This window comes from Psychrobacter sp. MES7-P7E, from assembly GCF_002863645.1.
Taxonomy (GTDB): Bacteria; Pseudomonadota; Gammaproteobacteria; order Pseudomonadales; family Moraxellaceae; genus Psychrobacter.
This window is the reverse complement of sequence record NZ_PJBU01000102.1, coordinates 14,741-41,733: the sequence shown is the minus strand read 5'-3', so window position 1 is coordinate 41,733 and position 26,993 is coordinate 14,741. Positions and strand designations below refer to the sequence as shown.

23 protein-coding genes and 1 pseudogene are annotated in these 26,993 nt (G+C 41.2%); 11 read left to right on the top strand and 13 right to left on the bottom strand.

Annotation, left to right across the window (positions count from 1 at the left end; all coding sequences use genetic code 11):
- Positions 1-861, bottom strand: a complete 861-nt coding sequence (locus tag CXF62_RS09070; RefSeq protein ID WP_102094031.1) for a hypothetical protein — start codon at positions 859-861, stop codon at positions 1-3.
- A 484-nt stretch (positions 862-1,345) separates the two neighbouring features.
- On the opposite strand from CXF62_RS09070, the gene CXF62_RS09065 reads away from it, so the two are divergent.
- The 10 genes and pseudogenes from CXF62_RS09065 (at position 1,346) to CXF62_RS09025 (ending at position 12,638) form a co-directional block, all read left to right on the top strand.
- Complete coding sequence (locus tag CXF62_RS09065; RefSeq protein ID WP_102094030.1) at positions 1,346-2,338, top strand: phosphotransferase family protein; 993 nt, start codon at positions 1,346-1,348, stop codon at positions 2,336-2,338.
- Entirely contained in the window at positions 2,335-2,676 is a 342-nt protein-coding gene (locus CXF62_RS09060) for a hypothetical protein (RefSeq protein ID WP_102094028.1), read from the top strand. The genes CXF62_RS09065 and CXF62_RS09060 overlap by 4 nt, the downstream gene beginning before the upstream one ends.
- Positions 2,669-3,379, top strand: a complete 711-nt coding sequence (locus CXF62_RS09055) for a histidine phosphatase family protein (protein ID WP_102094027.1) — start codon at positions 2,669-2,671, stop codon at positions 3,377-3,379. Before CXF62_RS09060 ends, CXF62_RS09055 begins: the two co-directional genes overlap by 8 nt.
- Positions 3,380-3,383: 4 nt before the next feature.
- On the top strand, positions 3,384-4,544 hold the full coding sequence (locus tag CXF62_RS09050; RefSeq protein ID WP_102094025.1) for an acyl-CoA dehydrogenase family protein: 1,161 nt from the start codon (positions 3,384-3,386) through the stop codon (positions 4,542-4,544).
- A gap of 13 nt (positions 4,545-4,557) precedes the next feature.
- Complete coding sequence (locus CXF62_RS09045) at positions 4,558-5,325, top strand: SDR family NAD(P)-dependent oxidoreductase (RefSeq protein WP_102094024.1); 768 nt, start codon at positions 4,558-4,560, stop codon at positions 5,323-5,325.
- Positions 5,326-5,349: 24 nt separating this feature from the next.
- Positions 5,350-7,254 carry a sigma 54-interacting transcriptional regulator gene (locus CXF62_RS09040; protein ID WP_102094022.1) on the top strand — a complete coding sequence of 635 codons (1,905 nt, stop codon included), beginning with the start codon at positions 5,350-5,352 and terminating at the stop codon, positions 7,252-7,254.
- A 115-nt stretch (positions 7,255-7,369) separates the two neighbouring features.
- Entirely contained in the window at positions 7,370-9,016 is a 1,647-nt protein-coding gene (locus tag CXF62_RS09035) for an AMP-binding protein (protein WP_102094021.1), read from the top strand.
- Positions 9,017-9,316: 300 nt separating this feature from the next.
- Entirely contained in the window at positions 9,317-10,657 is a 1,341-nt protein-coding gene (locus CXF62_RS09030; protein ID WP_102094019.1) for a short-chain fatty acid transporter, read from the top strand.
- A 323-nt stretch (positions 10,658-10,980) separates the two neighbouring features.
- Positions 10,981-11,247 (top strand): annotated as a pseudogene (locus tag CXF62_RS14720) (transposase); the annotation flags it as partial.
- A gap of 225 nt (positions 11,248-11,472) precedes the next feature.
- Positions 11,473-12,638, top strand: a protein-coding gene (locus CXF62_RS09025) for an IS3 family transposase (RefSeq protein WP_102094018.1) whose coding sequence is annotated in 2 segments (ribosomal slippage) — positions 11,473-11,731 and positions 11,731-12,638 — 1,167 coding nt in all. Because the reading frame shifts where the segments join, the coding sequence is not laid out codon by codon here.
- Between the two features lie 43 nt (positions 12,639-12,681).
- Here the strand turns inward: CXF62_RS09025 and CXF62_RS09020 are convergent.
- The 7 genes from CXF62_RS09020 to CXF62_RS08990 all read right to left on the bottom strand — a co-directional run bounded on the left by CXF62_RS09020 (position 12,682) and on the right by CXF62_RS08990 (position 21,171).
- Positions 12,682-12,960 carry an SRPBCC family protein gene (locus CXF62_RS09020; protein ID WP_228153208.1) on the bottom strand — a complete coding sequence of 93 codons (279 nt, stop codon included), beginning with the start codon at positions 12,958-12,960 and terminating at the stop codon, positions 12,682-12,684.
- Between the two features lie 81 nt (positions 12,961-13,041).
- Complete coding sequence (gene rluF, locus CXF62_RS09015) at positions 13,042-14,046, bottom strand: 23S rRNA pseudouridine(2604) synthase RluF (protein WP_101205290.1); 1,005 nt, start codon at positions 14,044-14,046, stop codon at positions 13,042-13,044.
- Positions 14,047-14,358: 312 nt separating this feature from the next.
- On the bottom strand, positions 14,359-15,063 hold the full coding sequence (locus CXF62_RS09010; RefSeq protein ID WP_102094016.1) for a hypothetical protein: 705 nt from the start codon (positions 15,061-15,063) through the stop codon (positions 14,359-14,361).
- 280 nt (positions 15,064-15,343) lie between these two features.
- Positions 15,344-16,483 carry a CaiB/BaiF CoA transferase family protein gene (locus CXF62_RS09005; protein ID WP_102094014.1) on the bottom strand — a complete coding sequence of 380 codons (1,140 nt, stop codon included), beginning with the start codon at positions 16,481-16,483 and terminating at the stop codon, positions 15,344-15,346.
- Positions 16,476-18,677 (bottom strand): 3-hydroxyacyl-CoA dehydrogenase NAD-binding domain-containing protein, encoded by a 2,202-nt coding sequence (locus tag CXF62_RS09000; protein ID WP_228153207.1) that lies wholly within the window; start codon positions 18,675-18,677, stop codon positions 16,476-16,478. Before CXF62_RS09000 ends, CXF62_RS09005 begins: the two co-directional genes overlap by 8 nt.
- Before the next feature lie 71 nt (positions 18,678-18,748).
- Entirely contained in the window at positions 18,749-19,957 is a 1,209-nt protein-coding gene (locus tag CXF62_RS08995; protein ID WP_102094012.1) for an acetyl-CoA C-acetyltransferase, read from the bottom strand.
- A 62-nt stretch (positions 19,958-20,019) separates the two neighbouring features.
- On the bottom strand, positions 20,020-21,171 hold the full coding sequence (locus tag CXF62_RS08990; protein WP_102094010.1) for an acyl-CoA dehydrogenase family protein: 1,152 nt from the start codon (positions 21,169-21,171) through the stop codon (positions 20,020-20,022).
- Between the two features lie 378 nt (positions 21,172-21,549).
- On the opposite strand from CXF62_RS08990, the gene CXF62_RS08985 reads away from it, so the two are divergent.
- On the top strand, positions 21,550-22,188 hold the full coding sequence (locus tag CXF62_RS08985) for a TetR/AcrR family transcriptional regulator (protein WP_102094009.1): 639 nt from the start codon (positions 21,550-21,552) through the stop codon (positions 22,186-22,188).
- A gap of 176 nt (positions 22,189-22,364) precedes the next feature.
- Here the strand turns inward: CXF62_RS08985 and CXF62_RS08980 are convergent, their stop codons facing one another.
- From CXF62_RS08980 to CXF62_RS08960, 5 genes are all read right to left on the bottom strand, one after another.
- Positions 22,365-23,000: a hypothetical protein gene (locus CXF62_RS08980; protein WP_102094007.1), complete on the bottom strand. Its 636-nt coding sequence runs from the start codon at positions 22,998-23,000 to the stop codon at positions 22,365-22,367.
- A 396-nt stretch (positions 23,001-23,396) separates the two neighbouring features.
- Entirely contained in the window at positions 23,397-24,380 is a 984-nt protein-coding gene (locus tag CXF62_RS08975; protein ID WP_102094006.1) for an acrylyl-CoA reductase (NADPH), read from the bottom strand.
- A gap of 81 nt (positions 24,381-24,461) precedes the next feature.
- Complete coding sequence (locus CXF62_RS08970) at positions 24,462-25,094, bottom strand: acrylate utilization transcriptional regulator AcuR (protein WP_102094004.1); 633 nt, start codon at positions 25,092-25,094, stop codon at positions 24,462-24,464.
- 97 nt (positions 25,095-25,191) lie between these two features.
- Complete coding sequence (locus tag CXF62_RS08965) at positions 25,192-25,776, bottom strand: alpha/beta hydrolase (RefSeq protein ID WP_102094003.1); 585 nt, start codon at positions 25,774-25,776, stop codon at positions 25,192-25,194.
- 57 nt (positions 25,777-25,833) lie between these two features.
- The gene (locus CXF62_RS08960) at positions 25,834-26,748 is read right to left on the bottom strand and encodes a hypothetical protein (RefSeq protein ID WP_102094001.1); all 915 of its coding nucleotides are present in this window, start codon (positions 26,746-26,748) and stop codon (positions 25,834-25,836) included.
- Positions 26,749-26,993: the final 245 nt, after the last annotated feature.

Below are 26,993 nucleotides of genomic sequence, written 5' to 3'. Positions count from 1 at the left end.
TTAGTGCTTCATATCAATTGAAGCTATGTTGTCTGAATCTCTTAACCGCTTCTGCTTTGTAGTGGTCAACAGCAACAGTGAACTACTCTCAGTCGTCTCAAAACTAGTTTGTTTGTTTTTGCTAAAGAATGCATTAGCTCCTAGAGCGACAATAACTAACCCAGCAGAACCTGCTACTAACATTTGATTGGCTGTAACTTTAGTTTTTACAAGCTCTTTAGAGTGCTTGACAGCAATATTGTCTCTTGCTACTTCTACTTTCGCTGGAGTGTTATTTTGTTCTATCTTAGATTGTAGAGCAGCAATCGTTGCTTGAATGCTTGCAATTTCACTTTTAGTAATCGTAGATGAAGACTGCATATGTGTTTCTTGCTGCTGTATCAGCTCATCTTTTAGCTGGTTGAGCTCTTGTTGATATTCAGCAACACGCTGTTGTTCTTGCTTTTCTAGCATTTCTTGGCTCAATTGGTTCTTACCTTGTAACTCTAATGTTTTTCTAATTTCTCTAACTATTTTATCAGGCTGTTGATTCATTTTATTATTGGTATATCTCAGCAGAACACCGTATATCTGTACTAGATCATTTTGCCTTTCCAACATATCGTTGAAATCGTGATAATTAGTTACTTTCCAGTAGCCATCTAACTCAATAGGTAATCGATAGCCCTTTACCTCATTCACAATCATAAAGTCAATATATCTGTTACCTCCATTTGAATCAGTAAAATGAAATTGTGCAGTGACATCCTCGGGGCTTATTTCGGGAATTTTAGCTAAAATACTTCTAACAAAGTTTTCTTCATACCCCACAACGTGCTCAATTTGTTTTCTATTTTCTGCTATCCACTGTTCCCAATTCATTAATACTATCTACCTATTACCAAGATCATTGATTGATATCCGTACAACTCCAATGGTTGTTGGCTTTAACGCATGCTTATATGACGGTTCAATTTAAGACCAAATGTAGGTCGAGTTATATGCATATTAGCAGCATCCAAGCTTTTAGCCTAATACATAGTGCTCTCTTATAGTACTGCTCAGTTTTTGTTTAATGATCAGCTATATGATTCGAATAATAGGGTCTGCTTATTGAAATAATGGCACCATTTTTTTCTAGTACTAAATAACTGTTGGAAGTATTCGGCTTCATACTTTGAAAATCGATTTATATGAGCTAGACAAGCGTATTACCAACCTGAAATAAAACTATCGAAATTCATAAATGAAAATATATTTCATTTATGAAAAGGTACTAAATAATTAAGTGTTTGATTTATATATAAAAAAATACTGGCATATAATTTGCTAATTAAAAGATAGTCGATTTAACACAGGGATAGTCATGGATATTTATAGAGTTAATCAATTAAAAGAACTCCTCGTAGATCAGCTTAATTTGAAAGTAACGGCACACTTGAAAGTGGTAAAAATGAGCGGTGGTGCTATCCAAGAAAATTGGTTGATTCAAGATAACGATTTTGCATTAGTCCTACGAAAAAACTCAGAAGCTGCTGTTTCGGTCAGCTCTGACCGCGAGCAAGAATATCGACTACTCTCACGTTTATACCAATTAGGAATTAAGGTTCCTAAACCAATCTATTTTAAAAAAAACCCAAATTTTTTGAATAGTGATTTTTTCATTATGCAGAAAATCAACGGAGTGGCTGAAGGCCATAAACTGGTTCGGCTGGCCGATGCCAATATCCGAAAAAACATCACGCAAGATATCGGTAGGTCATTGGCTTCTATTCATCAAGTACCTCTTGGTGATGAATTAACGGAATTTTTACCTAAACCTAATAAAGATCAATATCTTGCAGACAAAATTCACTCTTTTCGAGCGCAGTTAGATTTGCTGCAAGCAACTAACCCTATTTTAGAGTATGCCATTAGTTGGATGGCTGATAATTTACCTAGTATTGATGAGTTGGTGCTGGTACATGGAGATTTTCGTACGGGCAACATCATGATTGAAAACAATCATATTTCAGGCATTCTTGATTGGGAGTTTACCCAATGGGGAGATCGCCGTGAAGACATTGGTTGGTTCACGGCTAAGTGCTGGCGTTTTGGTCAAAATAAGAATATTGCTGGTGGCATTGGCTCTTATGAAGATTTCTCTCAAGCATATACTGATGTTTGTGGTGCTGATGTGCCAAAGATCGAATTAAAGTTTTGGCACATACTATCTCATGTGCGTTGGGCGATCATTGCTATGCAGCAGTCAAATCGCAATGATGATATGGAAATACCTTCTTTAGAACTGGCTTTAACCGAGTTTATGGTACCTAAGCTTGAGAAAAACATTCTAGATATCTTGGGAGATAAAGTATGAAACAGCAAACGTTCATTGACTTAATAGAAACCAGTCAAACTGTTATTAAAAATGAGCTCTTGCCTACCTCTGACAATAAATACAGCTTATTGATGGTTATGAAAAGCTTTGAATTATTGAAAAGCTATCTCTTAGAACAAGAAAATCATGCCTCAAATATTCATAAGATATTAGAACCAGTATCCGATATGCCAATTGAAGATAATGAACAAGCCTTAGCATTGTTGAGCCAGAACATTCGAGAAGGTAAGAAAATCTCTAACCTTTCTACGGTTTTAGAATCATTAAACAATGAGGTATTAAAGATAACTGATCCTAAGGTAGCAAATCATGACTGATTCTTGGCTACGTATTTTTCTAGTACGGCATGGTCATGTGGCTTATTTTGATGAAAATAATAAGCCCATAAACCCAAAATATGCTCAGTTATCGCCACAAGGTATTGAGCAAATTAGCTTACTCGCTGAGTGTTTAAAAGACATATCTTTTGAAAGCGTTTACTCATCTACTATGCCCCGCTCTATACAAACGGCGGAAATATTAACCCAATATCAACCTTCAAAAAAGGTATTGGCAGTAGATGCTATTAGAGAGATTAAGTCAGGAAGGCTCAAAGACTTACCTAACGATCAATCTGAAACAGCGTTGAAAGAGGCGTATCTACTGCAGACCAATCAGCTTGAAAATTTTATTCAAGGCGAAAGCTGGAAAGAGTTTAGCCATCGAGTGATTGATTGGTTCGAGCAGACGATATTGTCTAAACCAAGCCGTCAAAACATCTTGATATCTTCTCACGATGCAGTCAACCGAGTGATAATTAACTGGATGTATAACCATCACTTAGCAGACATTTATACCCAAGAGCAAGATTATGGGTGTTTAAACATTTTAGATATAAAGGTTAAAAACAATCAAATTTTGCACAAACGTATAAAGCTCCAAAATTTTACTATTTATAATTCGCTTAAAAATGGGTTATTCAATAGTGCCATGGACGATGTTTATAACATGTATGTCAATAACAATGGGTTTAAGGAATAAACATATGATTACATTATCAGACGATTTATTAGCGTTACAACAACAGGTAAAAGATTTCATCGCCAAAGAAATCATTCCTTTTGAGCAGGACCTTCGTCAGGACAGCCACGGTCCAAGTACTGAGCTGCGTGACGATATTGTTAGCCGTGCTAAAGCGGCAAAACTGCTCACACCGCATGCCAGTGTTGAGATGGGGGGACTGGGTTGGTCACACATGCAAAAAGCCATTGCATTTGAACAAGCAGGCTATTCTGCATTAGGCCCTATCGCTATGAATATTCATGCCCCAGATGAAGGTAATATTCATTTGTTAGATTTAGTCGCTAATGCAGAACAAAAAGAACGTTGGCTACGAAAAATGGTGAGTGGTGAGACGCGTTCTTGTTTTGCTATGACGGAGCCTAGTCCAGGTGCAGGTTCAGACCCTTCCATGTTGCAAACCACTGCTGTGTTAGAAGGTGACGAGTACGTCATCAATGGCCGAAAATGGCTCATTACAGGCGCTGATGGTGCGGCATTTGCCATCATTATGGCAAAGATGGAAGATGGTAGTGCTTCCATGTTTTTGACAGATACCGATGTGCCAGGATTTATATTAGAAAGAAATATGAATACTATGGATTCTTGTTTTGCAGGTGGTCATGGTGTGTTAATGTTCGACAACCTACGAATCCCAAAAGAGAATGTACTAGGTGAAGTAGGACAAGGCTTTAAATATGCTCAGGTTCGATTAGCACCTGCTCGTCTAACCCATTGTATGCGTTGGCTTGGGCAAGCTCAACGAGCTCATGACATTGCTACACAATATGCCAGAGAGCGTCAGTCCTTTGGTAAAAGACTGGGCGACCATCAAGGCGTGGGGTTTATGTTGGCGGATAATGAAATAGATTTATTAAGTACTAGATTGGCCATTCATTATTGTGCTCAAGTACTAGATGCAGGACAACGAGGTAACTATGAATCAAGTCTGGTAAAAGTTATTAGCTCTGAAGGTATCTGGCGAGTGATTGACCGAAGTGTTCAGATCTTGGGCGGACAGGCCATGACAGATGAATCTATCGTCTGCAAAATTTTTAAAGATGCTCGTGGCTTTAGAATCTATGATGGCGCAAATGAAGTTCATAGAATGAGTGTCGCAAGAAAACTACTAGGCAAGAAAGATTAAGGAGACGATGACAATGAGCTTATTTGATGTTAATAACAAGAATGTTCTTATTACAGGTGCGTCTGGCGGCTTGGGCAAACATATCACTACTTTATTTGCCCAAAAAGGCGCAAATGTTATTATCTGTGCCAGAAGTGCTGATAAATTGCAGCATCTAAAAGCAAATCTTGAACAAGACTTTGGTATCAACGTTCATAGCTTTGTATTAGATGTAAATGACCGTCAAGCTTTTAACCAAATGATAAGTAGTTTAGAGGACAATGGTGTCAGGGTAGATGTTCTTATTAATAATGCAGGCGTCAGTGATACCAAAAGCTTTTTGAATTATGATGACAACGATTGGGACAAGATTGTTAACACCAATCTAAAAGCTCCTTGGCAGTGCTCGCAAGAAATCGCGCAGCACATGATTGCTTCACATAATAAAGGGGCTATTATTAATATTACGTCTGTCTTGTCTGAGTCAGTCAACTTAGGTGTTAGTCCATACTGTGCGTCTAAAGCGGGTTTACGCCATCTAACAGAAGTGATGGCCGTTGAGCTGGCTCGGTTTGGTATCAATGTAAACGCGGTGGCTCCTGGATATATGGTGACTGATATTAATAAAGAATACCTAATGAGTGATTTGGGGCAACAATTGTTAAAACGTATTCCAAGTCGCAAATTTGTTGATTTTGAAGAATTAGATGGTGCGCTATTATTACTTGCATCAAGAGCAGGTAAAGGAATTACTGGTGTAGAGATTAAAGTAGATGGTGGGCACAGCTGTGCTCCTATATAACGTATATTTTTAAGGGTGCAACGGATGTCTAATAACAAACCTATTAATATTTTATTTACCTATATCCATACCCCAAATATTAATGGGATTCGTTCTTTGGTCGAACAAGCCATATTAGAGATTGATTCACAAGATATTGGTTTTGTTGAATGTCATATTTCTGATGTTGAAGTAGTAGCGCAGCAACTGACCATCAATGGTTGTCAAATAATCTTGTGTACAGGAGCAACGGCTAGTTATTTACAAAAGATACTAAGTATTGAAATTCAGGTCATTAGAACAGGTATGTTTGATGTTATCCAAGCCATCTCTAGTTTGAAGCAATACAAACGTATTGCTTTACTCGGAAAATCTACCACTACAGTCAGTCTAGAAGATTATTCAGAAGTTTTTTTGCTAGATATCGAACAGTTCACTTACGATTCTTATTTCGATGCCAAAAGAACCGTTCAGCTAATCAAAAAAGAAAAGTTTGATGCTGTCATTGGTTCACCTATATCAGTAGAGCTGGCCATTAATGAAGGTCTGGTCGGACAATTAGCGATGACTGTGGTATCGCTTAAAGATCTGTTCGCGAATGCCTTGAGAAGTTTAGAAAAAATAAGGAGAGAACAATCTACCATTATCCGTCTTACGGAGATATTTAACCATCTAAATGAGGGTGTTTGTTTTATCACCAAAAATAAAAAAATATCTTTTATCAATACATCCATGGCCGAACTGCTTAAAAAGTCTCCCGCTGACGTACTGAATAAATCACCTGCAGATATCTTTGGTAACTTAAATCTAGATACCGCTGCTCATAATCCACGCCAACTACTTGATATCGAAAACTACCAGTTGGCGGTTCATATTTTAGAGATGAACAACGATTATATTAATGGCTATATTTTAAGTGCTCAAGAACTCAACGCATTAGAATATTCTAGCAGCGAATTTAGAAAAGTATCTTCTAGAAACTTCAATACCCGCTACCGTTTCAACCAACTCTCTACTCTAAACGCCATTTTTAAGACCACTTTATCCTTAGCGAAAGCCTATGCCAAAACTGACAGTACTGTGTTAATTACAGGTGAGAGTGGAACAGGTAAGGAAGTCTTAGCACAGAGTATTCACAATCATAGTAGTCGTAGTAAAGCACCTTTTGTAGCTATCAACTGTGCCTCTTTCCCAGAAAGCTTATTAGAAAGTGAACTATTTGGTTATGCCGAAGGTGCATTTACTGGCGCCAAAAAAAATGGCCGGATTGGGTTAATAGAGTCTGCACATAATGGAACTTTATTTTTAGATGAAATTGGTGACATGCCTCTGCATTTACAGACACGGTTTTTAAGAGTGTTACAAGAAAGACAAATTAGCCGGCTAGGTTCAACTGCTAGTCATCATCTCAATATTCGCGTTATCGCCGCCACACATGCCGACTTAGAAAACTTGGTTGCCAATGACAATTTTAGGGCGGATTTATATTATCGTCTCAATATTCTTCGTTTATCCATACCACCTTTGAGAAACCGACCAGAAGACATATTGACATTGGCTGATAGTTTTCTAAAGAAGTATAGAAAGTCGATCAAAGACCTACCAGACGCCCTTCCACACTTGTTAAAGAAATACAGCTGGCCTGGAAATATTCGTGAATTAGAAAATATTATAGAGAGAATACAGGTTCTGTTTTATTTTGATAAAAGTCATACTCAGCCGAATTTCTTATCTCTGCATTTGCCAGAGCTTTTTTCATCTACCCAAAAAACAAATGACACCTCTCTGTTAAAGAAAGCCAAGATAAATCAAGAATCACTACTGATAGAACAAACACTTCAGGACGTTGATGGCAATCTAGAATTGGCTGCCAAAAATCTAGGTATTAGCCGTACAACGCTATGGCGTAAAATGAAAGTTATGGATAGTAACGTTTCAAAAGTGAAATAATTTTTCAAAATGAAAATATCTTTTTATATTTAAGCTATTGATTTATATAATTAAAATATTTGGCATTATAGTTGCATCATCATTAACATCGACCATCTTAACTAAGGAAAGAAAGATGATTAATGGAATGATGATGCATTGTAATCTAAATATCACTTCTATCATGCAGCATGCTTTAGCACTCTATTCTGAGCAGAAAATCGTAACTCTAAAATCAGATGGTGTGACTACACATGAGTATACCTATAAAGATGCTTTTGATCGAGTTGCCCAGTTTGCTAATAGCTTAGACCGACTTCAAGTTAGTAAAGGTGCTAAGGTCGGAACGATTGCTTGGAATACTTACCAGCATTTTGAACTCCACTATGCCATTCCTTGTTCAGAACGCATTTATCATACTATCAATCCAAAATTACCCCATGAGCAATTAATACAAATTATCACATCTGCTCAAGATGAAGTTATTGTTGTTGAGCAAGACTGTCTGCACATTATCGAATCCCTCCATGAACATCTTAAACCTTTCGTGAAATATTTCATTGTACTAGGTGAGATAGACAAAACATTAGAGTCATCACTTGATTTTATATTCTATGAAGAGCTTATTGCTAAAGAGTCAATCACTTATGATTGGCCTGATATCGCTGAACAAAGCGCAAGTGGTCTTTGCTATACGTCAGGTACGACAGGTGTTCCTAAGGGTGTGCTTTATTCACATCGTAGTACGGTGTTACACGCACTAACTCTGAGTATGCCTAATGTGGTAGGTCTTGATGAAAGCAGCTGTATCATGCCGATTGTACCTTTGTATCACATCAGTGCGTGGGGTATACCGTTTAATGCAGTGCTATGTGGAGCAAAAATTGTATGGCCCAACTCCTTTGCTGGCCAAATTCAAAAGATTTATAACCTGATTCAGACTCAGTCAGTAGATGTCTCAATGGCGGTACCCACTATTTGGACAGCGCTGAAAAACCATCTGCAAGAAAACAATATCACCGAAACTACTTTAAAACGAGCCATCTCAGGCGGTTCTGCAGCTTCCTACTCCTTAATCGAGAGCTTAAGTCATCATGGTATTGCTCTTGAGAACGCATGGGGTATGACTGAAACCAGCTCTTTGGGCGCTTGCAATAGAGTAAAAGATCTAAAGAATATACCAAAAACGCAAGTACTCAAATGCGGTAGGCCTATTTTCGGTATGCAAATGCGATTAAGGGACCAACATAATAAGTTACTGCCCCACAACGGGATCTCTGAGGGTGTGCTAGAAATCAGAGGACATAATGTCGCACAAAGCTACAGCAATATTGAGAGCAACAATGATAGTAAACAATTGACTAATAATATAGCTGAAGACAAAGAGACATGGTTTGATACAGGGGATATAGCAACGATCGATATGCATGGCTATATGAATATTACTGATCGGGCAAAAGACATGATTAAGACTGGTGGCGAATGGGTAAGTAGCGTCGAAATTGAAAATGCCATGCTGAGCCATCCAAACGTTGCTGAAGCGGCAGTAATTGCCGCTAATCATTCAAAATGGGGAGAACGCCCGCTTTTAATTTTAGTCGCAAAGCCCGAAACGCAGATCGCACATATAGATATAGAAATGTACCTGACCCATAAACTGCATAAATGGTCGATTCCCTCTGCGACTGTTTTAATTGATGAAATGCCTTATACAGGCACAGGTAAAATTAGCAAAAAAACGTTAAGGGAGAAATATTACAACTATTTTATGGAAAGCGAGTAAAGATAATTCTATCAAAAGGACTTTGATATGGATGGCCAGAATTATAGAGATATAGTTTGAGACATCAAAACCAGTCAAGATAAATAAGGCTACAGTCTTAAAATCACATCATAAGAAGAAGCATAACGAATAAATAAGGACGAACTGCAAAGATTGTCACTCGAATTAACAACTTATGGACTGTTATTCACTTAAAAAATCAAAATAAGGTGCCCTACGCTATAAAGACACTAGACTCATATCCACATTGATCCAAGTCTTTATACAAAAGTCACTGAAAATAATACAAGGATGTTTGCTATGTTGACTATGCTAACCAATGCCAGTGTAAAACTGGTCAATCGTTATTTACCATCGTCTTTTGTTTTTTCCATTATTCTCACTCTTATCGCATTTGCAGCTGGTCTTATCTTAACTGGACAAGATATTTTATCTATGGCAGGCCACTGGGGCAATGGCCTATGGTCATTGCATGGTTTTGCCATGCAAATGGCATTAATTCTAATCACTGGCTATGCCCTTGCCAACGCTCCTTTTATTCAGCGATTTTTGGATGCTATGGCAGATAAAGTACATTCGCCAAAAGCTGCTATTATCATAGTAACGTTAGTAGCAATGGCAGGCGCTTTGATCAACTGGGGTTTTGGTTTGGTAATTAGTGCTGTTTTTGCTAGATCTCTTGCCAAAAAAGTAACTAAAGTGGATTATCCCCTATTGGTTGCTTCTGCTTACTCTGGATTTCTAGTTTGGCACTCAGGGCTATCTGGATCAATCCCTTTGGCACTAAGCAGCGGTGGCGATACGTTAAAACAACTTTCAGGAGACATCTTGACCGATGCTATTCCTCTATCACAAACTATATTCGCTCCCTACAACTTAGCTATTCTAATTACCTTAATCGTAGTTATACCCATCCTTAATAGCTTTATGCACCCCAAAAATCCGACGTTAGTTGATCCCAGTATCCTAAAAAATGAGGTTTACCAAGCGCCTAAACATGATACACCAGCCCAAAAGTTAGATGACAGCCGTCTTATTGCTTTTGTCTTACTAGCGCTTGCACTCATGTATTATGTGAATGAATTTACCAGTAATGGCTTTAGCTTAGGATTTAACATAGTCATTGGCCTGTTTTTATTTATGGGATTATTAGCCCATGGCACTCTTGAGCGCTACTATTTGGCTGTCAATTCAGGTATCAGCAGTATTACTGGCATCGTATTACTGTATCCATTCTATGGTGGTATTATGGGTATAATGACAGGAGCAAACCTCAATGGTATTTCAATTAGTACTGAGGTGACTGAATTTTTTATCAATAATGCCTCAGCAGACAGCTTTCCCGTGTTTGCATTTTTAAGTGCTGGTATCGTAAATGTTTTTGTGCCTTCAGGTGGTGGTCAATTCGCCGTTCAGGGGCCTGTCATGATACCCGCTGGTACAGCGCTTGGGGTTAATCCTAGTGTGACGGCTATGGCAATTGCATGGGGAGATGCCTGGACAAATATGATACAGCCATTCTGGGCATTACCGTTATTAGGTATTGCAGGACTTGATGCACGTGCCATTATGGGATATTGCTTGATTGTGTTAGCAGTTTCAGGACTGGTTATTATGGGTGGACTTTGGTTTCTGGTTTGAGAAAAATCATTGTTTACTGAAATCAAAAACCATAACTAAAAGTAAAAAATTATCTAGGACAATGCATTAGATGCATTGTCTTTCTACTCGATGTTTGCTTAAAAAATCTTGTTAATAACGAAGTTCAACAATTTTAATTGTAGTGAACTGCCTCAAGTATATCGGAAGTTGAGTAATCAAGTCAGTCGATGATACCTTACTAAGTTAAAAACTCATAATACCGTTGTTCAAACTCAAAAGATGACACATAAACAGTAGTGAGCTATGCTAAATAAACCTTGCACGTAAACTTGGTAAACTAAGCGTATTAATCTGAGTCTAGGATGACCAAGAAAATTACAACCTACAGTACGGAATTCAAAGCAGGAGCCATCAAAAAGATAGAAGACAATAACGGCAACATCTCAGCGACTGCAAAGCAACTTGGCATCGCCATGCAAACGCTATCGAACTGACATAACAAAGCCAATTAAGATAATCTTGAAGGAACTGAGCAGTACGATCCACAGCTTATGGCCGTGATGGAAGAGAACAAGCGCCTCAAAAGACAGCTTAAAGTTGCTGAAGAGGAACGAGAGATATTAAATGAGGAGGAATAAAGCGAAGCACCGCTTCGCCCTAACGCAAGATGAGAATTATGCTCGAATGAGGCGACGGCGTACTTCGCCAATGAGAAATGTTAAGAAACATTCCAGTAGACTGTTTTAGTGACGCAAGACGCAGGGCTATGACAGCAGTGACAGCAGTGACTGAGCTATGCTAAAAAAACTGTAGAACCAAACTTGGTAAACTAACGACTCAATTAGGAGTTTATCATGACTAAGAAAATCAGAACCTATAGTGCAACATTCAAAGCAGAGGCCGTTAAAAAGATAGCAGATAATGATGGCAATGTTTCAGTAACGGCAAAGCAGCTTGGCATCGCTATGCAGACATTATCTAACTGGCAAAACAAAGCTAATAAAGGCAAGCTAATCGGTACTAAAGAATATGATCCTGAGCTTATGGCTATACTAGAAGAGAATAAACGTCTTAAACGTGATCTCAAAGTTGCTCAGGAAGAGAGAGATATTCTAAAAAAGGCCACGGCGTACTTCGCGAAGCACAGTTGATGAGGTACGTCTTTATCAAGGATAACCAGAAAATATTTAGCATCACTTGTATGTGTCACGTATTAGATGTCAAGCCATCAAGCTATTATAACTGGATAAATCGTGGTGTTAGTAATCAGCAGATCCACCGCAACCAGTGTGAGCTGCTGGTTCACGTGGCTCATGATGAGACTAAGCAGCGCTATGGCTATGAGCGATTGCATGCTTACCTTACAGGGCAAGGATATGCCATAAGTAAATATATGGTTAGACGCATTAAAGAAGAGTGCGGCATTAAATGCCGTCGTCACAAGCGCTTTAAAGTCACCACCAACTCAAACCATAACAAGCTTATCTACCCAAACCGTCTAGAACAGAAATTTAATGCCAATCGCCCTAATGAGGCTTGGGTCAGTGACATCACTTATATTTGGACAGATGAGGGTTGGCTATACTTAGCAGGGGTTAAAGACTTATACACCAAAGAGCTTGTCGGTTACGCTATTAACAAGCGTATGACCGCAGATTTAGTATGCAAAGCATTGAACATGGCCATCAAGAACAAACGGCCCAGCAAAGAGCTAATAGTTCACTCTGACAGAGGCAGTCAGTACTGTAGCCATGCCTACCACAAGATCACTAAACAGCATCAGTTTACAGGATCTATGAGTGGCAAAGGCAATTGTTTCGACAACGCTCCGATAGAAAGTTTCTGGGGCGTATTAAAGAATGAGTTGGTGTATCACGAAGACTATAAAACAAGGTTCGAAACCATCAGTGATATCATTAAATATATTGAGCTTGAGTACAATCAGACTAGAATCCAAAAGGGTTTGGGCTATAAAACGCCAAGACAGGTGTGGTTTGATTATTATCGTCAGGCTGCGTAACTAAAATCTCCCAAGTTTAAGTCTACGGGATTGACGGCAGGGGTCAACCTTTATCATGCTGCATTTTGATGGGTTTAGATTTTTCGATTTGGTATTGCATATGAGTAGGACGCTCAAACGCCGTAATCCGCTCCCAGAACTTAACGGGTCCCGTTTGAATGCTACGTAAAGCTTCGACGCCATTGCGCTCCTCGTCACCTTCATTCACCAACTTAGCAACCCCCACCGCTTTAAATGAGCCATAACTGGCATGGTCACTCAGCGCTTCAAATACCTGATCAATCGGTTTTTTGACAATGCGCTCTACTTTTATTTTAAACATAATATGATCTCGTTAAGATTAAAGTTATTTAGCTTACGGCTATTTCAGCAATAAATATAGCCGTCACATTGTGAAAAATTATTACCGCGAAGAGCCTCGTCCCTTTGAAGGACGCCTGCCATTAGTAGCAGGTTTACCATTGCCTCCAGATTTACCATTACTGCCTGACGGCTTACCACGACCAGTAGGACGTCCATCCCTACCTTTAGAACCTGCTGGTTTTCTAGCATCGTCCTTGGCGTATTTGTTACGCCCCTTTGCTGCACCTGCTGATTTTGTAGATGGTTTTGACTTTGACGAAGCATCCGCACGAGGTTTCTTTCGTGGCGTATTGCGGGATTTCTTGTTTGAGTGATTGTCTTGCGAAGAGGAATCTTCTACAGATTTAAGCAACACAGACAGCTCTTTTGGGGTTAAGTCTCGCCAGTCACCAACGGGAAGACCTTTGAGACTTACATTCATAATCCGCGTACGTTCAAGCTTAACGACTTCGTAGCCAAAGTGCTCACACATACGGCGAATTTGACGGTTTAGACCTTGAACGAGCGTGATGTTAAAGACATTAGGAGCTACTTTAGTCACTGGGCATTTTTTGGTCATCTTGCCAAGCATCGGTACACCGCCCGCCAGACCTTCGATAACACTATCCGTTAACGGCTTATTTACTGTAACTAGATACTCTTTTTCATGGTTATTACCAGCACGTAGTACCTTATTGACCAAATCACCGTTATTAGTCAAAAAGATCAAACCTTGAGAATCTTTGTCCAAACGGCCAATTGGAAAAATACGCAAACTATGTCGCACAAAATCGACAATATTATTTTTCTCAGAGCTTTCCGTGGTGCTCACAATGCCCACTGGCTTATTCAACGCAATAAAAATAAAATCATCAGGCTCTCGTGGCTCAATAGGCTGCCCGTTGACTTTTACCGCATCTCCAGCAACCACTTGATCACCTACCGACGCACGTTTGCCATTGATGTATACATTACCTTGTTCAATAAAGCGGTCAGCGTCTCGCCTAGAGCAAATACCACTTTCGCTGATGTATTTATTTAAACGAGTCGAGGAAGCGTTGAACATAAAGCACCGTTTTACCTGATAAGAAGCGTTTTTTGCTAAGAAAAAAGCCTAAATTGAATGGATCAACAATAACGAAATAGCTCACATTATATAGGAAATCGACTGACCCTTTGAGGAGAGATGGGTAAAAACTTAGAAATGTATCGCGTCATGTAATTTTGGATGATGTCGAAAGAACTTATTTATGAGGTTGTGAGTTTAAAAAGCCTCACCATTCATCATACGAGCAGTGAGGCTTTTTTCTAGTTTTTCAGCTATATAATTTTTCAAATCTGTTCTTTTGCTGATTACTCTACTAACTTATCTTCCACACTACTCAGCATCATCCAACAGTTTGTTAAGCTCGTCTACCATTGGATCGTCAATGATGCTGCCTTCTACATAGCTGATTATCTCATCTACAGTCGTCAGATCCATTTCACGAATACCTAAACTGGCCAGTTGCGCATTAATAGACTCTAAGCTGTCGTTATCTTCAGCATCATCTAGCAAATCTTCTTCAAATCTACCTCTGACAAACCAATACATCTTTTCTAATACGGTTTCTTTTTTGGTTAAAGTAGAATAACCATCGCCATAAATAAATAGATTGAAATGATAAGGTATTTCTACATCGTTAATGAAGAAAGTACGCTGACACTCTAATGTATAGGCTTGAATCTCTTCACTCTCAGCGCTTTCATCACTTTTGTTATCTTCATCATATTCAATCGCCTCTTCTATCAACTCACCTAATATCCGATAGTCGCCGACTTTGATTTTATGATTATAAATGATAGCAGAGTCTGCGATTGCATCAAAAATAATGGCACTGACATCTAAGGTATGGTTGTCGATATCATAAAATGCTTTTAACGCTGGCAAAAACTCGGTCAGCTCTTCTTCTGGCACTTGAATGAGAAACTGCTGCTCGTATATTTTAATCATATCTTCAGGAGCATAGGTATTAGCAGTATTGGTCTCGTTTCTACCTGTTGGCTGCAAAGGTAAAAAATTATACGGGTTATGTTTGGTCATTCAGAACTGCCTTTTTGCTTAAGTTAAATTTATTAAATGTCTGTTGCTCAATCTCTAAGAGCTTTTGAACGCGCTACTATGCTTCAGTACCGTAAAACTTTAGGATTTATGGGCGTATTGTCTCTTATTCAGGCAATTTTAGATAGACAGTTATAAATATACAAGTTCAATCACTCTGGTTTATACAGACAGTTAGAATAATAAAGACTAAGAAAAGATACTAGCCAGCAGCGGCTCAATATCTTCTTCTCTTTTCTCCAGAGCTATTACATACTAATTATTAATTCACTTGCTGCCATCCTGACGTTGAATGATGCTCATCTTGATGTGCAAATAAAGGGTGAGCTTTGGCTTCATGCAAACTCAGTACAGGGGTCACACAGACATCTTTTGCTGAAAATACACGTTGCCAATGCTCAAGCGTTTGACTGGCGAATTTTTTCGCAATTGTGTTGGTCGCGGCTTCACTCTCAGGTCTATTGGGCATGATACCAAGTTGCCAGTGTATTTCTTTAAGCGACGGTAGCTCCAATACCTCACATAGCCCTTGCCAAAACTTAAGCTCCAAGGAACCAACCGCCATATGGCGCTGGTCAGCGGTTTGGTACAATCGATAGCATGGCAATGCACCGCCTAAAAAGTCATGCTGCGGCAGTAGAGTGTCGTTTAAGCCATTTCCTGAAAGGCTATTAATCAGTTTGCCTGTGACCTTTGGCATGACCATATGATTGTACAAACTGTGCGTCATGCTAATAGCAATGTGTCGTCCCCTGCCCGTACGCTGCGCGGCAAATACGGCAGCCAACAGTGCTATCACTGCTGTATCACTACCACCTGCCAAATCCGCAAACTGAATATTGGGCATGGCCTGCTCACCCTGCGCTGTCCTTAGTTGATCTAGTACACCGCTCATAGCCATAAAATTGATATCATGACCTGCCTTATTGGCCCAGTCATGATTCACTTGAGAGCTGTTTTTTGAATCAGCATCTTCTAAATAAGCACCTTCTTTTGTGTAATTGCCTGCTACGCCATAGCCAGTGATTGACACTATTACTAGCTTTGGATTGATGGCATGCAAGGTCTTAGCATCTAGCCCCATTTCTGCCAAGACACCTGGGCGAAAGCTATCTAGCATCACATCAGCTTCTTTAAGATGTGCTTTTATAGCTTCAATCTCTTTGGGATCATGAAAATCATATTTTTCGGTCGTCTTACCGTGGTTTAGAGCTGCGAATAATTCACCAAATACCCGAGCAGGATCACCTTGTTTGGGTTCGATTTTAAGGACGTCTGCGCCCAAGTCCGTAAGCAAGCGCGTGGCAAAAGGTCCTGGTAGATTACGAGTCAGATCGACCACTCGTAACCCTCGTAGACAGTCCGCCATTTGATCATGATTTGATAAATGCGCATCAGTCATCGGAGAACGTCTCGCCTTTGACTGCCATGTCTAACAAGATTTGAGCAGGCTCAAAACGCTCACCATATTTCGCGGCCAGCTCACGGCTACGCTCAACAAACGCACTCACGCCCATTGCATTGATAAATTGTAGCGTACCACCATGCTGCGGGGCGAACCCCCAACCAAAGATAGACCCTATATTGGTGTCGGCAACTGAGCGCACAACATTTTCCTCATAGCACTTAGCAGATTCATTGGCTTGAATAAACATCAAGCGATCCACCAAATCTTGCTGCGATGGTTGCTCTGACTTTGGCGGATATAAATTTATCAGATCAGGCCATAGATGTTTATCACCCTCTGTTGGATAGTCATAGAATCCTTTGCCATTTTTCTTACCTTCGCGCCCATGCTCATTAACCAATGTTTTTAGTATGTCATAAGAAGGACGCACTACGATTGGCTTACCTTCGGCTGCCATATCCGCTTGCTGCTGTTCGCTGACATGCAATGCTAGGCTTAACGACACTTCATCTTGCAATGCTAAGGGCGGCATCGGCATACCTGTTTTCATACCGGCAACTTCGATGCTACGCGGATGCACACCCTCTCCTAGCATCGCGATACCCTCTGATACATAGGTGCCAAATACCCGCGAGGTATAAAATCCGTGACTGTCATTGACGACGATAGGCGTTTTACCTATTTGCACAACATAGTCGAAAGCTTTGGCCAATGTTGCATCATCAGTTTGCTCGCCCATGATAATCTCAACGAGTGGCATCTTGTCTACTGGCGAGAAAAAATGAAGACCGATAAACTGGTTTGGTCGCGTACTGGCTTTTGCCAGTCCTGTAATGGGTAACGTTGAGGTATTAGAAGCATAGACGGCCGTGTTTGAAATCACTGCTTCACTTTGCTGGGTACATTTGGCTTTAATTTCTCGGTTTTCAAATACTGCTTCAATAATAAGATCACAATCTGCTAAATCATCGTAAGAGACTGTTGGCGTGATACGTTCTAGTAGAGCTTGTTTTTTCTCTTCGGTAGCGTGCTTTCGGCTGATGGCTTTATCCAAAATATTAGCAGAGTACGCTTTGCCTTTTTCAGCATTAGCAATCTCTGTGTCCAATAGCACGACATCTATACCTGCTTTGGCAGTGACATAAGCAATGCCAGCGCCCATCATGCCAGCGCCCAAGATACCGACTTTTTTAGTGGTTGTGCGTTCAAATCCTTGAGGACGAGACTGACCTTTTTTGATGCTATTCAGCTGCGTCCATAAGGTGTTGATCATGTTTCTAGATTCAGTGGACCGTACGCAAGCGGCAAAATAACGCGACTCGATCTCAAGCCCTGTATCGATATCCACTAGGCATCCTTCAAACACACAAGACATAATATGGGTGATCGCAGGATAGTTACCATGTGATTTCTGATTAGCCATGGCTGGGGCGATAGAGAATATAGGAACTACCTTTGGATGCTTGCTATCGCCGCCAGGAATTTTAAAGCCTTTCTTATCCCATGGCTGCTGCGCACTTGGATTATTTTGAATCCAGTCTTTTGCTTGCTTCAGCATATCTGCTTGATCAGTAGCAGTCGCATCAATAAGTCCGATGTCTTTTGCAGCAGCAGCGCGAAGTTCTTTGCCTTGCGTCATCAGCTCCAGTGCTGCTTGAATACCGACTAACCTTGGTAAGCGCTGAGTACCACCGCCGCCAGGTAATAAGCCCAGTTTCACCTCAGGCAAACCAAGCTTGGTCTTGGGTGTGTCAATCGCAATACGATAATGACATGCTAGCGCGAGCTCTAAACCGCCGCCTAATGCAGTTCCTGTCATAGCAGCGACGATAGGCTTGCCTGAGGTCTCAAGCTTGCGCAAACTCCCTTTTAGTTCTTCGGTCAATGCAAACGCTTGCTCGGCTGTCTTTATCTGGTTCAATTGATCAATATCTGCGCCAACCACGAAGGTTTCTTTAGCCGATGTGAGTATCAAGCCTGTAGCTGAATCATCATTGATGAAACTATCGACTATCGTGGCGAATGTCTCCGTAAAGCCATCACCGATGACATTCATTTTGCGTTTGCTTTGGTCAATCGTGACGGTGACGATACCGTCGTCATCATGCTGGGCAGAGAAGTTTTCTAATTCATTAATGGCTGTTACGCTATCTGCTGTTTGGTTAGCTGCCTGGTTATTTGTCATCATTTTTATCCCTTAAATGATTCTTTGTATATTGCGTTTTAGTCTAATTGGTTTCAGTCTATTTTAGAAAAAAGTTAAACGCGCTCAATAATGGTGGCAATACCCATGCCACCGCCCACACATAGCGTAATCATAGCGGTCTGTAGGTCGCGTCGTTCTAGCTCATCAAGAACAGTCGTCATGAGCATCGCGCCAGTTGCCCCAAGCGGATGACCCATAGCGATTGCACCACCATTGACATTGACGATATCAAGCGAGATGCCAAAATCATCAGCAGTATTCATCGGCACAGCAGCGAAGGCTTCGTTAATTTCCCAAAGGTCTATATCAGAGGCCTGCATGCCCGCTTTATCAAGGGCTTTTTGGCAAGCTGGCGTTGGACCTGTGAGCATAATGGCAGGCTCTGAGCCAATGACTGAGGCCATTGTGATCTTGGCGCGTGGTTTTAACCCTGCTTTTTGACCAGCCGCCGCGCTGCCAACCAAACAGATAGCTGCCCCATCAACGATGCCTGAAGAGTTACCCGCATGATGCACATGACTCACGGTTTCTATCGTGGTATATCTGTCCAAGATAACGCTATCAAAGCCCATTTTTCCCGGCATGATAAAGGAAGGTTTAAGACCCGCTAAGGTCTCGACATTGGTATTAGATCGGATAGTTTCATCTTTATCTAACAGCATCATGCCATTGATATCGGTAACAGGGACAACCGATTTGTCGTAATAGCCGTTCTCCCAAGCCTGTGCCGCGCGGCGATGCGACTCGGTGGCAAAGGCATCGACATCACTACGACTAAAGCCTTTGAGCGTCGCGATGGTATCCGCGCCCACGCCTTGCGGTACGAAATGCGTGGCTTCATTGACCCGTGGATCCATGTACCAAGCACCACCATCAGATCCCATCGGCACACGGCTCATAGACTCCACACCGCCTGCCACCACCATGTCTTCCATACCTGACATGACTTTGGCCGCCGCTAAATTGATAGATTCTAAACCAGAGGCACAAAAGCGCGACAAGGTAAGACCTGCCACATTTTGTGCCCAACCAGCATCAATCACAGCGATACGGGCAATATCAGAGCCTTGCTCACCCACCGGTGTTACGCAGCCAAGTACCACATCATCTACCAAACTGGTATCCAAGTTGTGGCGCTGTTGCATCTCCTGTAATAAGGTGCGTGTCAGCCAAATTGGTGACGCTTGATACAAGGAGCCGTCCTTTTTTCCTTTGCCCCGAGGCGTGCGGATAGCATCATAAATATAAGCAGTCTCAGTCATAAAAAATCCTTTTTTTATTTTTTAAATAAACAATAGTTATTGTAGTCTTATAATATAAGCATCTATATAAAGCGTGACGCCAGCTCTTTCATAATTTCATTGGTGCCGCCATAGATTTTTTGCACGCGGGCATCGGCATATAAACGGGCGATAGGGTATTCTGTCATATAGCCATAGCCACCAAATAGCTGCACGCATTCGTCGATGACTTCGCACTGTTTTTCGGTAACCCAGTATTTGATTAATGAGGCATGCGGTACTGATAATTTACCCTCAAGCATCGCATCGACTGCCGCATCACACATGGTACTGGCAGCGAGATAATCGGCATAGCATTCCGCCATCTTAAAGCGGGTATTTTGAAACTTCCAAATAGGTTTGCCAAAGGCTTTGCGCCCTTTTACGTAGTCTAGCGTTAAGTTGATAGCAAGCTTCATCGAGCCAACCCCGGATAGCGCAATGATTAAACGCTCACGCGGCAACTCCTGCATCATTTGTATAAAGCCCATACCTTCTACCGTACCCAACAGGTTGGTTTGTGGCACACGTACATTGCTAAAGAACAACTCTGAGGTATCCTGCGACGTCAAACCAATTTTATCGAGATTGCGTCCACGCTCAAACCCTTCTACTTTGTCCGTTTCTACGATGATAAGTGAGACGCCTTGTGCGCCTTTTTCACGGTCTGTTTTGCATGCTAATAAAATCAGATTGGCATGCTGACCATTGGTGATAAAAGTCTTAGAACCATTGATAATGTAGTCATCACCATCTTTTACCGCATAGGTTTTGATGTTTTGTAGGTCGGAGCCAGTACCAGGCTCGGTCATGGCGATAGCGCCGATATATTCGCCCGTTGCCATTTTGGGTAGCCACGCTTGTTTTTGTTCTTCAGTACCGTGGTCTAAAATATAAGGCGCGACAATACCTGAATGCACCATACCGCCAAATCCTGATTGATTGGCCTCTGTCTGAGCGTAGATAAGTGCCGCTTCATGACCGAAATCGCCGCCGCCGCCACCATACTTGCTTGGTATCGCTGCACATAGAAAACCCATGTCGCCCGCCTCTTCCCATGCATCACGATCGATCATGCCGTTTTTGCGCCACTGCTCGTCTTTGGGGTCCCAAGATTGAAACATTTTTAAGGCGCTGTCATACACCATCTGATGCTCTTCGGTCATCCAGTTTGGGGTAAGTTTTTCAATACTCATGATGTCTATCCTTGACAAGGTGGAGTGAATAACAACTATATAGTCAAGTCTATATAAGTCCGCTACATCGTCATCCTCGCTAAGCATACTAATGTATAACTTGCACTCGGTTTCCTTGTATCGAAATTATATTGAACTGACCATATCTAAGCCATTTTGTAAATTATGGTAATTTGTATTACCGTTATAGATATCCTATAAATTCTTTGTATTTGTTAATATATGAGTCTTATACTAGGCTACGAAAAACCACTTCGCAATCAATTAAATAAAAATGGTAATTTATATTACTTATTAATTTAATCATGTTAAATTATCGAGTAAATCATTTAACTGGTAGGACGTATCAAATAACCAATACTTTAAGAAGCAATAAATATGAAAACCTTTAGTCAGTCAGATAGCCTCATGCAAACTCGATCGCTAGCACCCCTATCCGATATGCGGCCCGCAACTTTGGATAAAATTGAACAGGCCGTTCGCAAAGTCTTTGCAGGATTTGACGCTAACGAGGTGACGATGGCGCAGATTGCAAAGTCTGCAAACGTCTCTTTGCAAACACTCTACAAGTATTTTGGAGATAAGCAGACGCTGTTTTATACCATTATGGATATTGTGCTCGGCAGATTAGCGGCTCGGATTATGGATCATCTGCAAGGGATTGATAGCGTACAAGATCGTCTACGCAAGACGCTGTGGGTCTGCTTTGATTTTGTCGATGCGCATCCAGATGCGGTGATGGTGCTATCTTCTGTCTCAGCCTCGCGGATACGTAATATCGCAATCTATGAAAACAAAGAGTTAATTGGCGCGTTTTTAGCGGTATTAGAAGATGGGCAAAATCGTGGGGTGCTCAATGACACTGTCCCACTGCACATACTGTTCGATGTGTTTATGGGGTTTATCAGTCGTCTTGGACTGATGCATACCATTCGTCAAACAGAAACACCGATAAATGCAGAGTTTGATGCACTATTCACTATTTTGTGGCGCGCTATCTCTAAACCTGAGGCTTAGTATGCTACTTATATGACAACCCTTGTGCTTCAGCACTTAGCACTTAGCACACGAACCATAATTAAAAAACCAAAAAGCCCCACGATAAAGTGAGGCTTTTTTATATTTTTTTCGGTCAATGTGATTATTCAATCAATGTAATTAACAGCTCGTGCTGCTTATACACTTAAAGCTTTTTAGATACTGCTAGATTTTGGCAATCCATACTTTGCATGGTCGACCACATGGTTATTTTGTTCAATAGTCAGTCGATAGCCTTTGATGATACCGTCGTATGGCAAACTGCCCTCATACTGCTGATAATGCTCGCAGATGCTGTCTTGAATCACTGATTCGCGCGTAGCATCGTCTAGTTTGGCAAAACCGCTAGGCAGATGTACTTGCGCAAAACGTGAAGCCGCGCCACGAGACATCCAGTTATCAGCACTCGTAAATGTGGAATCTACTTCCGCTCGTAAGCTATATCTGGGTAGCGTATTAGAGTAATTTGCCAAGTCATATTTAATTTGAGCAATATCTTCTGCGAATGGCTGATACGGTATCTCAAGTACGGCAAACAGTTTTGCCAAAAACTCATCAGCGGTAAAGTGTTTGTCCATATAGCTACCATCAAGCCCAAGGAATTTGCTCGACAGTACATGGCGCAGGCGGTCATAGGCAGGTATGGTATATTTAAGAGGATAGCCCATTTGCTTGACGATATCTTGCGGGCGCAGCTCAAGCGACTCTATTTGATTGATAATATATTGCGCTAGAGAATGGCGTGGGTGATAACGACGGGTATATTTAGATGGGTTAGCAATGTGGCTCATGATATTGAACACCTTAGACTCCTGTAACTCCGACGAAAAAGTATGATATACGCCCAAATAGGCAAAAAATCAGGCACAAATGAGGTTGTCGGAGTACAGGCTCATGCGCTTTACCAGAGTTGTTTTATATCGTGCTGGAAGTTGCAAGGTTTGTCACGCCGCCATTAGACTATTGTCATGGTCGGCAATAACAAAACTGTTAAACCCACGATAGTTCGTTCAACGATGATAGCACATCAGATGACAAAAAATAAATACCGATATTTGTGACCGTTTGTGAATAATTCTTTTTCATTTTGCGCATTCAATCTTAGACGTTTCTATGCATCATTTATTCATGTATTAAAAAAAGGCTTAACATCGAAACATTAGTGTTGAAGTATTAGAAATTAACGCTTAACGATTGACATCAACGACTATTCGACCACGAACCTTACCATCCAACAACTCGCTTGCTGTCGGAATGACTTCGCTTAGTCCAATCTCTCTAGTGATTGCATCCAATTGTGTCATATCCAAACTTTTACTCAAACGTTGCCACGCTTCTACACGCTCATCATAAGGTCGTGTCACACTATTGATACCAAGCAAACTGACACCGCGTAAAATAAATGGCGCGACAGTAGCAGGGAAATCCATGCCTTGAGCCAATCCACAGGTAGCGACGATACCATCTTCACAGGTAGTGGCACAGACATTGGCCAGCGTATGACTACCAACAGAATCGATTGCAGCGGCCCATTTCTCTTTACCAAGTGCGCGTCCCGGACTACTTAATTCAGCTCGGTCAATGATCGTCGTTGCACCGAGGCTTTTTAAGTATTCCGCTTCTTCTAGACGTCCCGTAGAGGCTGTGACAGAGTAACCTTGGTTTGCTAAAAGTGCGATGGCAAAGCTACCAACACCGCCATTAGCACCCGTCACCAATACTTCGCCACGCTCTGGTGTCAGTCCATGACGCTCCAATGCGATTAGACAAAGCATCGCTGTGTATCCTGCTGTGCCAATTGACATCGCCTGACGTTCAGTCATCGACTCAGGGAGCGGGATAAGCCAGTCACCGTTTAATCGTGCTTTTTGTGATAGACCGCCCCAATACTTCTCACCCACACTCCACCCATTTAACAACACCTTGTCACCAGCTGTATAGCGGGGATGGCTGCTTGTTTCTACAGTTCCTGCTAAATCAATACCTGGAACCATGGGAAATGTGCGTACCACAGGGCTACGACCCGTAATAGCCAATCCATCTTTATAGTTGAGTGTGCTATATGCCACACGGACCGTGACATCCCCTTCTGGCAATTGCGCGTCCTGTATCTCAGTCAGATTAGACTGATAAACATCATCATTTTTTTCAATTAATATTGCTTTAAACATAGTAGCTCCTATTTAGACCAATCGTCTATAAATGAGTAAAAAATAATTTAGACCGGTCGTCTAAAAATATAGATAAAAAAATTACTTCTGTATTCCTGCTACAAAACCTCGGAAAAAAGTATCTAATGGACTGACATCTTGCGTTAACTTAGCACGCAGAACCGCACCTTCCCAACCGATCCAAAAGAAAGCAGCAAGCTCATCACAATCACTATTAGGATGTACTTGCCCTTGTTGTACTGCAAGCCGTAAGCAAGCCGCTAAACGCTTTTGCCAATCAAGCAGTATGTTTTCTAACTCACAACGAAAACTCTCAGGCAACACGACAATCTCTTGACCCAAGTTACCTACCAAACAGCCGCGTCGAAATTCATGCTTAATCATTCCTGACTTTGCATCTTCAACGAAGTCACGGATACGCTGCATGGGAGATACTTGCTCGTTTAAAAAACAATGGTCTAGCTTGCGAGCAAAATACAACGCGTACTGCCGCAACACTTCCTGTCCAAACGCTTCTTTGTTTTTGAAATAATTGTAGAAAGAGCCTTTAGGCACATTGATGCGTTTGAGTATCGCATCGATACCAGTGGTCGCAAAGCCTTGCTCTGTCAGCATCTCCATCCCAGATCTCAAAAGAGCTTCACGGGTATCCGTAAACTCTCGTTCAACATTAGGTGGACGCCCTCGACGGGCTTTTGGCTTAGTAATCGTCATGCACAAATATTATGACCGATCGTCTTTAATGTCAATCAATTATTTTTAGCGGTCTATTTATCCGTCAGTCGCGACAGTTTTTTGACTATCCTTGCTATCAGTCCTCACCATGATATGTTGCCTCATCCATCCAAACGACGGCATCTTCGCACAGATGAGTTACGTGATACCAGATATCACTACTACGAGCGATACGGTGATGACCACCTGCAAAATAATCGACGTCCCAGCTATCAGGTAGATTTACCAAGGTTCGTCTAGCCACTGCCACATCAAGACTTTCATCATCGACTTCTACCATCACCCTCACCATCTCGGTATTGGTCGTGGGAAAAGACAGCTTCATATCAGCCACTACTGGGATACGGTCAGCCAATACCTCATTTGGATAGATACAAGGCGCAATCAATAGCGCGCGCAAGTTATATTTATGGGCAAAATGATTGGCAAACCAACCACCAAGCGAATGCCCTGCCAACACCACTCGCGGGTACTGTGCGATTTTATCGCGAATCAATGCATCGTAAATCTCAAATATTTCTGCAAAATTGTCTCGATAATTAACCGTTTGACAGTATTTTGGCTCACGCGTGATACACGTATATTTACTGGTCTCATTGCTTGAATCAAGACCATGAAAAAACAATAAAAGCGTATCATTGTTTTCAATAGGAAACATCATAAGGTTCTCCTTTTTTAATTATTACTTAGGTTTCTTCTTGATAATTTGTTTTATAAATCAAACTGGTTTTTGGCTAGCAACCTGCGCTTGATACAAGCTCAAAATCTCCTCACAAGCCTGCATTGAAATATTTTTTGCAAAACCTTCATTAAACCAAAAGTCATAAACTGCTTGGACAATGGCTTTCACCGCTTCCGCATTTTCTGGCTTTTGTTCTGTTAGTTTCATCGCAATGTCTTGCGCTTGTATATCCGACTCGCTATAGGGCGCGCTCCAGCCCACGCCATAACGATAGAGCACATCATTGATTGCCAATATGAATATGGCATTGGACACCCCAAATGAACCGATAAGCCTGTCAAGCATTGCACAGCGCTCTTCATAAATACTGACCTCTATCGGCATATCAGCTTGCTCAAACAGACAATCACAACTCACCATGTGCGAGGGTTGACTAAAATCATCCCACAGCAGTGGATAAATTCCGCGAATTCCGCCTTTTTCCACTACATTAAATTGCCAAATCGCATAAGGAGTATCTGGCCCTTTATAGGGCACATGTATGAACCACTGCATCATCGCATCACTGTCATACATGATATGAGTACTACCAATCCGCACCCCCTGATTGGGCAGTACGTTCGTGTATAAACGATCCATGTCATCACTATAGAGGGTCACTTTACGTAAGTTTTCATCACTGACATCGCCTAGCTTTGCTCGTGCTTCAGTTATGTTTCGATAGGGTTTAAATGGCGCTACCCAACTAAGCGTCTCATTAGTATTGTTCACGAAATAAATATCATCTTCATAACTGTCTATAGAAACCGTTTCGAGGTAAAACAATGGCTGTTTTCGTACTCGGCCTTTCTCATCATTTGTTAATGCCGTTATACCAGATAGCTTTGAGCCATCCGACCATTGCATATTGTCTAACCGTTTTTGTTCAAACTGATACGCTAATTTAGTCATCGTTATATCCTTATTATTTTGATTTTGGTTTTTTCGCTGCAGTTTTTCGTTGTTGTTATATTCTGAGTGCCGATTTCAAGCCAGCCGAGCCTATTCGCCATTGTTTAAATGACGTCATTATCTATAAAGTTAAGTAAATTAATCGACTTGGTAAGGTGGTAGTTTTTAATTCTGATAGACTTTTTAGCCACAGTTTTTCGCTGTTGCATTGCTTATATTTTTGCAACGCAAACGAGCATTTTTTC